The 12946-nt window shown below is 42.7% G+C and carries 11 protein-coding genes; 4 read left to right on the top strand and 7 right to left on the bottom strand.

Going from position 1 to position 12946, the window contains the following annotated elements; all coding sequences use genetic code 11:
* Positions 1 to 330 precede the first annotated feature (330 nt).
* Together FQ608_RS02590 and FQ608_RS02585 are read left to right on the top strand one after the other, a co-directional pair.
* Positions 331 to 996: a YdcF family protein gene (locus FQ608_RS02590; protein WP_158856224.1), complete on the top strand. Its 666-nt coding sequence runs from the start codon at positions 331 to 333 to the stop codon at positions 994 to 996.
* A gap of 43 nt (positions 997 to 1039) precedes the next feature.
* Entirely contained in the window at positions 1040 to 2743 is a 1704-nt protein-coding gene (locus FQ608_RS02585; protein WP_158856223.1) for a pectate lyase, read from the top strand.
* 34 nt (positions 2744 to 2777) lie between these two features.
* Here the strand turns inward: FQ608_RS02585 and FQ608_RS02580 are convergent, their stop codons facing one another.
* Entirely contained in the window at positions 2778 to 3719 is a 942-nt protein-coding gene (locus FQ608_RS02580; RefSeq protein ID WP_199856291.1) for a class I SAM-dependent methyltransferase, read from the bottom strand.
* A 228-nt stretch (positions 3720 to 3947) separates the two neighbouring features.
* Between FQ608_RS02580 and FQ608_RS02575 the strand changes: the two genes are divergently transcribed.
* Positions 3948 to 4430 carry a very short patch repair endonuclease gene (locus FQ608_RS02575; RefSeq protein ID WP_158856221.1) on the top strand — a complete coding sequence of 161 codons (483 nt, stop codon included), beginning with the start codon at positions 3948 to 3950 and terminating at the stop codon, positions 4428 to 4430.
* 146 nt (positions 4431 to 4576) lie between these two features.
* Here FQ608_RS02575 and FQ608_RS02570 read toward each other — a convergent pair whose 3' ends face one another.
* The 6 genes from FQ608_RS02570 to cysS all read right to left on the bottom strand — a co-directional run bounded on the left by FQ608_RS02570 (position 4577) and on the right by cysS (position 12319).
* Positions 4577 to 5653: a restriction endonuclease gene (locus FQ608_RS02570; RefSeq protein ID WP_199856290.1), complete on the bottom strand. Its 1077-nt coding sequence runs from the start codon at positions 5651 to 5653 to the stop codon at positions 4577 to 4579.
* The gene (locus tag FQ608_RS02565; protein ID WP_158856220.1) at positions 5553 to 6803 is read right to left on the bottom strand and encodes a DNA cytosine methyltransferase; all 1251 of its coding nucleotides are present in this window, start codon (positions 6801 to 6803) and stop codon (positions 5553 to 5555) included. The genes FQ608_RS02570 and FQ608_RS02565 overlap by 101 nt, the downstream gene beginning before the upstream one ends.
* A 219-nt stretch (positions 6804 to 7022) precedes the next feature.
* Positions 7023 to 8474, bottom strand: a complete 1452-nt coding sequence (locus FQ608_RS02560; RefSeq protein ID WP_158856219.1) for a sialate O-acetylesterase — start codon at positions 8472 to 8474, stop codon at positions 7023 to 7025.
* 96 nt (positions 8475 to 8570) lie between these two features.
* Positions 8571 to 9728, bottom strand: coding sequence for a galactokinase (gene galK / locus FQ608_RS02555; RefSeq protein WP_158856218.1), 1158 nt, complete (start codon positions 9726 to 9728; stop codon positions 8571 to 8573).
* Positions 9729 to 9849: 121 nt separating this feature from the next.
* The gene (locus FQ608_RS02550) at positions 9850 to 10836 is read right to left on the bottom strand and encodes a M28 family peptidase (protein ID WP_158856217.1); all 987 of its coding nucleotides are present in this window, start codon (positions 10834 to 10836) and stop codon (positions 9850 to 9852) included.
* Positions 10826 to 12319, bottom strand: coding sequence for a cysteine--tRNA ligase (cysS, locus tag FQ608_RS02545; RefSeq protein WP_158856216.1), 1494 nt, complete (start codon positions 12317 to 12319; stop codon positions 10826 to 10828). The genes FQ608_RS02550 and cysS overlap by 11 nt, the downstream gene beginning before the upstream one ends.
* A gap of 153 nt (positions 12320 to 12472) precedes the next feature.
* On the opposite strand from cysS, the gene FQ608_RS02540 reads away from it, so the two are divergent.
* A complete protein-coding gene (locus tag FQ608_RS02540; protein WP_158856215.1) occupies positions 12473 to 12943 on the top strand; it encodes a ribosome maturation factor RimP in 471 nt (156 codons plus the stop codon).
* Positions 12944 to 12946 lie beyond the last annotated feature (3 nt).

The following is a 12946-nucleotide window of genomic DNA, read 5'->3' as shown; positions in this document are numbered from 1 at the left end:
TGCTCGCAGATAGGACGGAACTTTTTGATTACTATTCGGATTTGTTTTATTTCTCTTTAAGGTTACTTATATTCGTTTTATGAAAAATTTCCACCAGCGAATATAATTTTAGTAAATATTTGAAACAGAAAGTTAAATATCAATATAGTTTAAAATACCTTAAAGATATCTAATCGGAAAAGATTTTTCATTTTCCGTAAGGGTTTAAAGGGCCAGATATAGAAACAAAGGCATCATTTCGAACTGTCTCTCTACCTTAGTTCCCAAAGATCTTGACTTTAATTATAGTATATCCTTAAATTTTTGCGATTTGACCATCAAAAACTACCTATGAATAAACTCACGCAGCAGCCAATCACGCAAATTTTTAATTGGGCCCAAGTATTGTGGGATTATCACCATACCAATCACAAGTTGTTGCCTTCAGATTGTATTTTGGTACTGGGGAGTAATGATGTCCGTGTTGCGGAAAGAGGAGCCCAACTATACCTACAAGGAATGGCTCCTTGGCTTCTTTTTTCTGGGGGATTGGGTAATTTCACCAAAGGGCTTTGGGATGAGGCCGAAGCGGACAAGTTTGCCAAGATTGCCTATTCCCTAGGCGTTCCCCGCAAAGCCGTACTAGTGGAAAATAGGTCCACTAATACAGGCGAAAATATCAGGTTTACGAAGGAGGTATTGGTAAATCAAGGGTTGGATCCTCAACGTTTTATTGTGGTTCAAAAGCCGTTTATGGAACGAAGGAGTTATGCTACCTTCAAGCAAAATTGGCCTGAAAAGGAGCTGGTCGTTACCAGTCCCCAACTTGCGATGCAAGATTACCCCAATGATGAAATCTCTTTTGAGCTTATGGTCAATGCCATGGTTGGCGATTTGCAACGGATCAAAGTGTATCCGGAATTGGGTTTTCAAATCTATCAGGAAATCCCCGAGGATGTCTGGGCTGCTTTTGAGGGATTGGTAGACGTTGGGTACGATAAACATTTGATTTCTTAGGGTAATTTCTTATATTGGTTTCCCAAAAAAAACCAACCACCCAATGAATATCCCACTGACCCGAGGTTTTTTTCTTTCTCTGTTTGTACTTATTGGAAGCTTGCTTGCCCTACATCAAAAGGAGTCGGCATTCAAAAAAACATCTTCATACCGACATCAATCCGATAGACTTCAAGCTGTTCAGACGTTTGCTGATCTATTGTTGGAACATGGTCGGGACACGTATCGGGATCAACATACTCCATTATTTGTTGATGGTTTACGGGTCGCAGATCTTACTGCAGCTACTTGGGTTCACGAAGGGAACACTTGGATTCCCTCGAACTTGGCAAATCAACAGAACCTCCTCCGCACCTTGGTGGGCTTATCTAACCTTACAGGTGATGATAAATACAAGCTTGCAGCAGGTTCTGCTCTTAGTTACGGATTTGAGAATCTCCAGCATCCAAACGGTTTACTTTATTGGGGGGGTCACCGCTTTTTGGACTTGGCCTCCGGAGAGCATGTGGGTGAAGGATATAGGCATGAATTTAAGTTCACGCTGCCTTATTATGAACTAATGCATGAGGTCAACCCGATAGCGACAGAACGGTTTATTCGAGCTTTTTGGAACGCCCATGTGATGGATTGGAGCAATCTGGATATGAATCGGCACGGTGATTACGAAGATACCATGGGAGATTTATGGAATAACAAGTTCATAAAAGGTACCCCATTTTTTGAAGGCGACGGGCTTACCTTTATCAATGCCGGGACGGATCTGATTTATGCGGGATTGATGCTGTACGACTTTACAGGGGAACAGGGTGCCTACGACTGGTCCATGCGACTAGCCGGACAGTATGTACAAGCCCGACACCCGAAGACCGGATTGGGCGTGTACCAATATAGTAAACCTATTCGAAGGGATACTCCACCAGCGACTGGACCCTTACCAACCACTTCTAATTACGGGGATAGAGCAGAAAACCAGTTTGCCGCAGAATTTGGCGATGTGGCATTGGAAGGATATATGTTGAGAAACCCCGGAGCCATTTATGGAAACAACGCTATTATCCAATTGCAAATGGCCGAAAAGTTAGGCAATAAGGGGACAGATTTGCTGGAGTGGACTATCTCCGGAATGAAAGCCTGGGCAAAGTATGGTTATGATCCAAAAAAGAATTTGGCCAAGCCCATCTGGGCTGATGGAACAGACCTAACCGATTACGCAATCAAACGGGATGGCTATTTCGGCAAAGATGGAACGGTTTTTTCCTCCGCAACCGTCCCAACGCTATTATTTTGGTCGTATGCGTTGGCCTATCGGCTTTCAGGAGACGCTGAACTCTGGGCTGCTTTTCGTCAGATGGCAATAGGATATGGATTGGGGGACGTTGGAGAATCTCCTGGGCAGGGAATGGAACTAGCTCACGATGCCTCATTCTCAGACCCCATGGTAATTTTTGCATTGCTAGAAGTTAGCCAAATTACTGATCATCAAGGATACCTTGACCTGGCTGTACTTATAGGAGACAATATCCTAAAACAGCGTATCCACAATGGGCTTTTTGTGCCAAGCAAATCACATAGTTTTGCATCTGTCAACGCCATTGAACCATTAGCACTGCTATCCTTAGAGGCAATGGTTCAAGGAGACCTTACACTTGTGCCAAAGTATAATGGAGGAAGTGGATATTTCCATGGTCCGCATGATGGCTTTGGAAGAACTACAGACCGAGTGGTTCTTTGGGATGCAAAAGAATAGTATTTTTATGTTTAACGTATAAATCTCAAGTAATTTATAGAATTTTCTGCATGTAAAAGGAGCCAGGTTCCATATCGGGAGTTAGTTTGGGGCATTTTTGTTTGAGCTTCTCAAAATGATTGTGGTGGAGGTAATTTAAGGCACCAAGGATTTTCCAGCTAGGGTTTGACGTCAAAAAGGCCTCAAGTAGATATTGTTCATTCCAAAACCTTATCTCACCAATCACCCATTCCTCCGGATAATCATGGGGTGAAAAAATGTCGTGAATATGGACAATAACTCCAGGTTTTAAGGTAGGAAGAATCTCCAAATATTCGAATAATACATCTCCCTGTGGTCGAATAATGTGAGAGGAATCAATAAAAAGAACATCGTTTGCGCCCAGCTGTTGGAAAAATGAAGGGTCTACCTGTTCTACTTTCTTTCGGATAATTTGGATACCCAGTTTTTCCAGCCAGGGCATTTCATAGGGTTCAATGCAGGTGTGATCACAGGAATAGGAAGCGTTTTCCAATTGGTTTTTCAGTATTGCTGCCCGGGCCATTTTAGTGGAGTTGCCGCTCCCTATTTCAATGATTCGAGAGGGCTTAATGGTACGGATAAGCTGATACCAATATTCGGCATCACCCGGTCCAAAGGCCCCATTATCGTAATGAAAGCTCAATTCGTCCGAATAGGTGTCTTTAAAAACAGTTAGTTCCTCCTCAAATTGAAAGGTGTCCAAACTTGACAGCTGCTCGGGGATGTTCCAATCGATTCCTGGCAGATTTCTTTCAGTAGATAGTGGTTTTATTAGGTGTTTTTTTTGGAAAAGCGGCTCGTAATAGTGATCCCTTATTGGCATCAATCCGATTGACAGTAATGCCTCCTTGGAGATGGGAAACTTTTGAACCCCAATCTTCCGAACAAATCGAAGGACCAAGGCAGATACCACTACAGCGGGTAAAAACAATAAATCTATAAGGGGCGTTTTCATCAGCCCTCGCCGGAGCTTTATAAAGGTTTCTTTCATTATCTTTCCCGCAGATGCAAGTTTGTGTTTTATCGGCGCAAAGGTAACCAGGCTCGGAGAAAAAAACCATAATCCCGTAATTTTGCGTTAACGGTGCAAAATAAACCGCTCGGAACCAAAAGCGATAATAAATCCGTTTTCCCTAGACAAAGTAAATTTATTTTCACTTGTAGTCTTCTGATTTCCCCTTTCATGGCCAAGAAGCGTCAAAACACACCCTATGTTTTTCCGAAAATAGCAGTTCCCGCTTTTTGCGAGGCGAATGGATTCTACACTACGGCAAAGCGCTCTGAAAACATGTCACGAATCCGAAGTTCGGGAACCAGACCGGAAAAGCGGCTCAAACTGGCACTTTGGCATGCCGGTGTGCGCCATCGAAGTAATACCCGAAAGTTACCCGGAAAACCCGATATCTGCCTTATCAAGTATAAGCTGTTGGTCTTTGTGGACGGTTCTTTTTGGCACGGGTATAATTGGGAGCATCGGCAACAAAGCATCAAAAGCAACCGGGACTTCTGGCTATCCAAGATAGAGCGAAACATTCAGCGGGATAGAGAGATCAACGGGTTTTATCGAATTCAAGGATGGACCGTGCTTCGTTTTTGGGATCATGAAGTGAAAAATGAGCTGGGAGCTTGTGTCAAGCAGGTGCTGGAAGTTGTTGATTCGTACTAAATCTCTTTTAAAAGAAATATTTTTTTCGGTTAACTTATATTGCCGATAATTTTTAAACCTAACGTGTTTGAATGCGACACGAAATTTCTAATATTTCCAATTCCCCATTGATTGCTTGTAGCGATTACGACATCCTCTAATTTTATTCAATTTTCCATGGATTCCATATAGCAATCTAAAAACTCTTCAGTAATACCTTTTAACTTTCGTTTTTGACATAAAGCGTATAATTCTTCCACTGCAGAATAAGGGAAAAATTTAACGTTCAAATCTTGGAACAGAGGTTTAGCTGATTCCTGTATAACTTTTTTTCTATCATTATCCGAAGCAACTACTACATACCTGGTAGGAAAGGGAGGAAATCTATCCTTAAAATGTTTCATTCTCGTTAAGCCACTGGTTACTCCTGTGGAGTGCTCGATCTCCATCACTGCAGGCATTAGCCGACCATTTTTGAACCAAATGCAATCAATCAGCAGAGCCGCCTTAATGGCATCAGCATGGGACCTTATCAATACCTCATCTTCCAGTCTTGGAATGATTCCATCAAATTCACCTAGTCTTTTATTCTGATATAGAATTCCTTTATCATTTTGAGCAATCCAGGTTTTGTATCCCAGTTGCTTTCCAATAAAATATAACGCGACCTGAATTTGGGCATGTCGTCTTTGAATTTCTATATCTAATTTTACCCCTTCAACTGGGTCCGGCAATACTAAGGAGTCATAATAAACTTCCAAGGCAGGTATTTCCGAAATAACCACATCAGTTTCGGCCAAAACAGTAACTCCATTCTCATGAGGACTATCAGGATTCCAAATGATATGTTTGTGCCCCTTTTGAATATTTGTTTTCGTGTTGATACTTTCAATTCTTCCTGGATAACAAAAATAAAATTGAGGCGTATGTGCCAACAATGCTTCAAGAACGGATCTGGAGTTATAACTTGCGCCAAAAATTCGGTCCACATTGATTGGTTGATGTGGTTTTATCGCATTGGCAAGCCTCCATAGCATTTGAGATGAAATTGTTACAGATTTATTGCTTTCTCTATTTTCTCCATTGCTTGGGTTCCACCTCCGAAACCGTATGGGACCCTCTGGTAATTCTACTAGTTCTACACTAATAAGACCCCTGTTCTTGGGGTTCAAGTACTGATAGCTGTTCTGCTTGGAAAGTTGGTCTATAAAGGTGGCCAGGTTTTGGGCTGTCAATTTCTCCATTTAACAAAGGTTTATAATCTGGAATAAAAGTTGAGATGAAATTCAAAATAGTTAATGCCAACCCTTTGCCTGCTAAATAGGGGACGCCATTTCCAATTGCTTTAAAAGAATTTGAAAGGGTTGTATTTTTAGGAATCTCAAACTCCACGGGCAATGATTGAATGGACAGCGCCTCAGCTACCGAAATTCTTCTAGCCTTATAAGGATGAAGATGCACTTCATTGTTACCATAGGCTGCGGTGGGAGAATATCTCCATCTATGAAGACGCTTGTATGATTTCTTTTTATCATCCCCTTCCAAGATCCGTTGGAATTTCGCCAATCCCGCTTTCGGCTTAAAATACATGTTGGCATTTGGATGTGATCCAACATCATTTTTATCAAACCAGTGTTGAACTGTTAGCTCAATTGGAATATTATTAGGTATAGATTTTTCTAAATCAGGGAAGAACTCTTCTTGTTGTGGCCACTCAAGGTTGAATATTTTTTTTGAATCATAGTGCTTTGCGCAATTCCAGTCAAAATCCCATAAAAAAGAGGTTCCATTGTTCTTATACTTATTCTTTTTTAAAAATTCAGAATGAAATCCAATCAAAATTATTCTATCCCGATCCTGCGGCGCACCGTATTCAATAGCATTAATTAGCTTTTCGGTGAGAAAATAGCCACTTGAGGTTAATTTGTCTTTTAGAGACTCATAAAACTGTCTATGTTTCTTGGTTCGCCAAAGGCCTTTTACGTTTTCAAATAAGAAGAAATCCGGTTTGGTTTTGCAAATCAAATCCGAATATGATCCTGATAGTTTTCCATTCTCACCTTCTTTACCTTTATTTTTTCCACCTACAGAAAAATCAGGGCATGGAGGGCCTCCTATAAAACCGGTAATCTCAAATTCTTCTTTAGCTATTTTTAGATTGTCTGAGAGATTTGCTAGCTCATTTGCTTCTAGAAAATCTTCTATACTTCTGACATGATAGCCAAATTTGGGGGCGGAAATTTTAAGCTTCTCTCTCGATCCCTTATAGATTTCTACAAACGGCCCATGAAATTCGTTCACAAAAACAGTTTCAAAACCCTTAGTCCTCTCAAACCCCAAGTCCAAAAAGCCAGCTCCCGAAAAAAATGAGAAAATTCCTATTTTATTTTTCATAAGCCATTTCAAATATATTTCTTAAAACTACTAAAAATACCCCCAATTTTAAAATGGAACTATGGATATTTAAAGTTTACTGAACGAAAAATAAATTTGGTTTATTTTCACTTTACCCATTTAAATTTTTAACATCAATTAAATAAAAAGCACAAAGCCTCCAAAGCTAATTACTTTAGAAGTTTTGTGCCTTTCTTTAATTAAATAAATGTACTGTGGCTACTTTTTTCCGTAAGTAATTCCTTGCCAATCATCCGTGCGGAAGGGATCGGCAGGCAAGCCTTCTTGATTGTAAATATTTACATCGTCGGGATTATCCGCCCAACCATAACGGACGGCTACAGGATTGGAAATCTTACTAGTCTCTAGGATAATATCATTACCATCTTGACGCCCCTTCACCCAATGAAACACTTTATCGGCACCCGCAACGGCAAAACCTTTGGCATAACCGTATTTATCCTTCACAACAAGACCGGAACCTACCTGATCAAAACTTACTCTAACGGTGTTACCTTCCACCTTCATTGATTTGTAGGTCGGTCCGCTGTGAACAACACTCTGTCCGTAGGCTACTTTCTTGGCGGATGCGGCTAGACGCTGACCCACTGTCCATTTGTCCCGCGGATGTATATCATTAGCTTCGCCTTTGTCGATGATAACCGCCTGTCCAGTATTAGGCAATGAGAGAGCCATGGACTGGGCTTCACGAAGCTCTGCCCAGTCGCTGTCCTCAGGATTATCTTTGGGCTGCTTAAAATTAGCCAGTTGAACCCATAGGAAGGGAAAATCTCCCTGACCCCAGTGATTGCGCCAGTCTTCTATCATAAGTGGGAAAATTTCCCTGTACTGATAGGCACGGGGCGCATTGGATTCTCCTTGGTACCAAAGTGCTCCTTTGATGCCAAAAGGAATAACGGGCTCCAACATACCATAAAAGAGACTGGTGGGCCAGCTATTGGGCTTGCGGTCATCGGGGTTGGAAAAATCCTTGGGTCCATCAGTAAGATTGGACTGCACCTTTTCAGTAAAATCAACGTGGGTTTTTAGTGCTACCTCAGAAGTCCAAGCCTCGGAAACTGTTCCTCCCCAGTTGATATCTAAAAGACCAATGGGCACATCCAAATCGGCCTGGATCTGTCTGGCAAAATAATAACCAATAGCAGAGAAATCGGCAACTGATTCGGGAGTACATACCGACCATTTGGCCTCAGTCACATCATCGATGGGCTGCAAACTAAGGTTGCGGCCAACTTCAAAAAGGCGAATCTTGGGATAGTCGGCTACTTTAATGCTGTCTTCGCCATTGTTTGTGTTTTTGAGGGCCCATTCCATATTGGACTGTCCACCCAATAGCCAAACATCGCCGATTAATACATCGGAAAAAACCACAGATTCTTTTCTGGTATTGACAGAGAGGCTATACGGACCTCCTGCAGGAAAAGCGTCCAGTTTTAGCGACCAAGTACCATCCCGTTCAGCACGTACCCGGTATTTTTTGCCGTTAAATTCCACATTTACCCATTCCCGTGAATCTGCCCAGCCCCAAATCGGGATGTCAAGTTCCCGCTGAAGAACCATATGGTCGGCAAATACTTTCGGTAATTTAAGTTCAGCGTGTACTTGGAATACCAGCAATAGTAGCAGGCTGGCTAATAAAATCTTTTTCATTTGATTGGTGTTTGGTTAATTTTGAGTTAAAAGCAGGTGAAAAGATACGCTTTTTGTAGTTAAAAAAGTCAATTTTTTATTTTGAGCGGCTTGTGATTATTCGCAAATGGAAGTTCCATCTTCTATTTGAACCTCATAAAACTTCGGCGACCTGCCAAATTCCCGAAGATAGGAGGCGGAGATCTCCGCAATAAAAGTCTCTTTTTCTTGTTTTTTGATTAGGTTGAGAGTACACCCTCCAAACCCCCCACCCATCATCCGGGCTCCCAGTACAAAATCCATCGATTCAGTCTGCTCCACCAAAAAATCCAGTTCGGTGCAACTAACTTCATAACTCTTGGAAAGCCCTTCATGCGATGCATACAGCAGCCTGCCGAAATTTTCCAGCTTGCCATTTTCCAAGGCGTCACAGGCGGCAAATAGTCGCTGATTTTCCTGTATCACATAGGCACAGCGGTGATAGACCTTTCCGGGTAAAAGATCTTTAATATGCGCTAATTGGTAAATACCTGCATCCCTGAGACTGTTGATTTCCGGGTAATGTTGTTGAAGGATATCCACACCAGTTTGACATTCTTCCCGGCGGGTATTGTAAGCCGAATCGGCCAGCGAGTGGGAAACCTGTGTGTCACATAAAAGGAATTGGCAATCTCCCAAGTTTACAGGAAAATATTCGTATTCTAGGCTTCGACAATCCAAGCGGATGGCGCTATCCTGTTTTCCCATCATGGAGGCAAACATATCCATGATACCACATTTTACTCCGGCAAACTCGTGCTCGGCTTTCAGGGAGATTTTTACCAGATCTAAGCGGTCGATTCCAAGGGCAAATAAAGCATTTAAGCCAAACCCTACTCCGTTTTCCAATGCCGCAGAAGAGGACAGACCTGCCCCTATGGGAATATCCCCACCAAAAATGCAGTCAAATCCCTGTACGGGATGACCATCTTGAATTAATGTAGCAACAATTCCTTTGATAAAAGTGATCCAACCACCCCCTGGTTGGATTTCATCAAGCGAAAAGCTGGCCTCCTCCTGATAATCTAATGAACACACCCTACACCTATCTAGCCCATTCTTTGCAAAACCGAAGTAAATGGCCTTGTCAATGGCTGCTGGCAACACAAATCCCTCGTTATAATCTGTGTGTTCTCCAATCAAATTGATACGGCCCGGAGAGCGAACAATAACTGGCTGGGTACCGTATTTTTGGGTAAATTTCTCTTGGATCTGATTTGGAATTGGTAGAGACATTTGGTCGTTTTAGAATGAATTAGTTGAGAAATCCCGTAGTTTTTTCAGGGAAAGCTATTCAAGATAAACGGCGGAAGTATCCATCTTGTATCGAGTAGACGAATGATCATCCGATGATATCTTACTCCTGATAAAGGGCAAACAGCACCGTCTCTCCGACTACCTGCAGGGTTTTTCGGTCGATCAGGTCCATATTATCCGCATGGGTATGGTGATAATGGCCAAAACCGTAGTCGGGACTGTATTCAATAATGTTGATCATGGGGATATTGGCATCTTGGTTCACAAAAAGATGATCATCTGTAATGGCCTCTGTCTGACGCATGATAAAGAAATCGCTGTGGCCCAAGTGGTGTCCATAGCGCCATACCTTATCCACCACATTTTTGGCATACTGCATGGAGTATCCTTCTTTGTAAAACCGGGCTCCCTTGCCACCAACCATATCTACCAGAATACCGAAGTAAGCTCCATAGCCGGCCTGATGGGGGTTTTTGGACCAGTGTTGAGAACCAAGGCACCACCAGATTTGGGAAGAATTTTGGCGACGGGTGTGTTCAGGTTCACCGTCATCCTCTCCATCGAAAAGGATAAAATCCACTCCCACGTTTAATGGAAGCTCAGAACTGCTAATTACCCGAGCAATTTCAAGCAACACTCCCACTCCGCTTCCTCCGTCATTGGCACCGTCAATAGGCTCGCTGATTCTCTCAGTGTCCTTATCCGCAATTCGACGGGTATCCCAGTGAGCTGCTAGCAGAATACGCTTTTTCGCCGAGGGGTTGTGGGAGGCGATAATATTGGTGAGATTCCAGGTGAGGCCGTCGTGTGTTTTGGCTGTAAACTTTTGGGGCTGAACTTCCAATCCAAAGGAACTGAATTTTTCTATAAACCAGGCGGCCGCTTCCTGATGCTCCGGAGTATTGGGTACTCTCGGACCGAAGTCTACCTGCCGTTGTATATAGCTGTAAGCCGAATCACCTGAAAAGGAAGGGACTGCATTATAACTAATTTCTGCTGGGGGAACCGTTTCTTGGGAGCCTGTCCGCTCACAAGCTGCTCCAAAAAAGAGCAACAGCAGGCCCAAAATCCAATACTTACTCTTCATATGCCCAGTCAATTTTATTTTTCATGTCTTTTACAATTATTCCCAACTGCTTCAAGGCAGACCGGATTTCATCCACTTTTTGGTAGTTGCGGGCCGTCTTTGCTTCTTGATACACCAGTAAAAGAACGTCAAGGAGCGACTCTTGTTCGGATAATTTTTCTTCTTCCAAACCCAATATTTCCGTTATAAAACGTTCAAAGGTTTGAATCATTTTGTCAAAAACTTCCTTTCCAAATGATGAAGCGGTTAACTGTCCGGTATATATACTGTTTATTTTTTTCAGTATGTTGAATAGATGGCCGATAGCTTGGGCCGTATTGAAGTCATCATCCATGGCTGCCATTGCGCCATCGAGGCTTTTTTGTACCTGCTTTACTTGGTCTGCATCCACGGTTACTTTTGAATCCTCCACATAGGTTAACAATCTAGCGATGCGGAGACCGTTGATCAGTTTTTTATATCCTTTCTGGGCTGCCTGCAAAGCCTGATTGGAGAAGTCCAATGTAGAACGATAGTGGGCCGTGAGTATAAAATACCGAATCGTCATTGGGCTGTAGGCCTGCTCAAGAACATCGTGATTACCTGTGAAAAGCTGCTGCAAGGTGATGAAATTTCCCAGCGATTTGCCCATCTTCTGCCCGTTTATGGTGATCATGTTATTGTGCAACCAATATTTGGCTGGATCGGTATGGTTGCAGGCATTTCCCTGGGCGATTTCGCATTCGTGATGTGGAAACATCAGGTCCATGCCCCCACCGTGTATGTCGAAATGATTTCCCAGGTACTTGCTGCTCATGGCAGTACACTCCAAGTGCCATCCCGGAAAACCTACACTCCAGGGAGAATCCCATTTCATAAGGTGTTCGGGAGAAGCTTTTTTCCAGAGGGCAAAGTCCAAAGGATTTCGTTTTTCGGACTGTCCGTCCAATTCCCTGCTTCCACTTAGAAGCTCTTCGATTACCCGGCCGGAGAGACGTCCATATTTTATTTTTTCATTATATTTTAAAACGTCGAAATAAACACTGCCATTGATTTCATACGCTAGGCCTTGTTCGAGTATGTCGGCAACCAGTTTGATCTGCTCTGGAATATGCCCCGTAGCTCTTGGTTCAATACTGGGCTTGAGGGTTTGTAGCATATCCATGTCCCTATGATAGGAATCCGCAAAGTATTGGGCGACCTCCATGGGCTCAAGTTGTTCAAGTTTGGCTTTTTTGGCTATTTTATCCTCTCCATCATCCGAATCCGCCTCCAAGTGACCTACATCGGTGATATTTCGCACGTACCTGACTTTATAACCCAAGTGTGAAAGATAGCGGAAGACGATATCGAAGGTCACCGCTGCCCGTGCATGGCCCAAGTGCGCATCTCCATAAACGGTCGGACCACAGACATACATGCCAACATGAGGAGGGCTAAGGGGTTCAAACTTTTCTTTTTTTCGAGATAGGGTATTGTATAATTTGAGGCTATGAGATTGCATCCGGCAAATTTATCAAACTTTCAATACTTTTTTTAGGAAAATAATTTTATTACCTTTGTAGCGTATACGAAATCAGCTAAGAGGGGACACACAGTCCCCTCTTTCATTATGGCTGTAAAACGTAGAAAGTATAAGTGGCCATTTAGGTAAAATATGGATTTGGAACAAACGATAACAGAGATTGTGGAAAAGCATCTACCGGATGATTCCCACTTTGTCGTGGAAGTAAAACTAAGTCGCCAGGGACCAAAGAGAGCACTTAATATTTTGATTGATGCCGACAATGGTGTGAATATTGATGGCTGTGCCAAGGTTAGCCGGGCTGTTTCGGATGAAGTGGAGGCAAAAAACCTGATTGAGGAGGCCTACATCTTGGAGGTATCATCTCCCGGTGTGGATTATCCGCTAAGTTCCCGCAGGCAGTACCAAAAAAATATCGGCCGTAACCTAAGCGTTCAGCTAGAAAGCGGTGTCACGACGGAGGGTTTACTTAAATCTGTGATTCAAACCGGTATCGTTTTGGCAGTAACAGTGAAAGAGAAGGGAAAGAAGGCTACTGAAGAGGAAGTTGGCGTAGCCTTTGATCAAATTAAAAAGTCAACAGTAATGGTTTCTTTTAAGTAAAAA

Origin of the sequence: Lunatibacter salilacus (genome assembly GCF_009797935.1) — a bacterium.
Classification (GTDB): Bacteria; Bacteroidota; Bacteroidia; order Cytophagales; family Cyclobacteriaceae; genus Lunatibacter; species Lunatibacter salilacus.
The sequence above is the reverse complement of the archived record's forward strand: the minus strand, read 5'-3'. Positions and strand labels throughout refer to the sequence as shown.

What these genes read in the sequence shown, in the direction of transcription:
- FQ608_RS02590 (WP_158856224.1), top strand. Translation starts at nt 331, where the DNA reads ATGAATAAACTCACGCAGCAGCCAATCACGCAAATTTTTAATTGGGCC.
- FQ608_RS02585 (WP_158856223.1), top strand. Translation starts at nt 1,040, where the DNA reads ATGAATATCCCACTGACCCGAGGTTTTTTTCTTTCTCTGTTTGTACTT.
- FQ608_RS02580 (WP_199856291.1), bottom strand. Translation starts at nt 3,719, where the DNA reads ATGAAAACGCCCCTTATAGATTTATTGTTTTTACCCGCTGTAGTGGTA.
- FQ608_RS02575 (WP_158856221.1), top strand. Translation starts at nt 3,948, where the DNA reads ATGGCCAAGAAGCGTCAAAACACACCCTATGTTTTTCCGAAAATAGCA.
- FQ608_RS02570 (WP_199856290.1), bottom strand. Translation starts at nt 5,653, where the DNA reads ATGGAGAAATTGACAGCCCAAAACCTGGCCACCTTTATAGACCAACTT.
- FQ608_RS02565 (WP_158856220.1), bottom strand. Translation starts at nt 6,803, where the DNA reads ATGAAAAATAAAATAGGAATTTTCTCATTTTTTTCGGGAGCTGGCTTT.
- FQ608_RS02560 (WP_158856219.1), bottom strand. Translation starts at nt 8,474, where the DNA reads ATGAAAAAGATTTTATTAGCCAGCCTGCTACTATTGCTGGTATTCCAA.
- galK (WP_158856218.1), bottom strand. Translation starts at nt 9,728, where the DNA reads ATGTCTCTACCAATTCCAAATCAGATCCAAGAGAAATTTACCCAAAAA.
- FQ608_RS02550 (WP_158856217.1), bottom strand. Translation starts at nt 10,836, where the DNA reads ATGAAGAGTAAGTATTGGATTTTGGGCCTGCTGTTGCTCTTTTTTGGA.
- cysS (WP_158856216.1), bottom strand. Translation starts at nt 12,319, where the DNA reads ATGCAATCTCATAGCCTCAAATTATACAATACCCTATCTCGAAAAAAA.
- FQ608_RS02540 (WP_158856215.1), top strand. Translation starts at nt 12,473, where the DNA reads ATGGATTTGGAACAAACGATAACAGAGATTGTGGAAAAGCATCTACCG.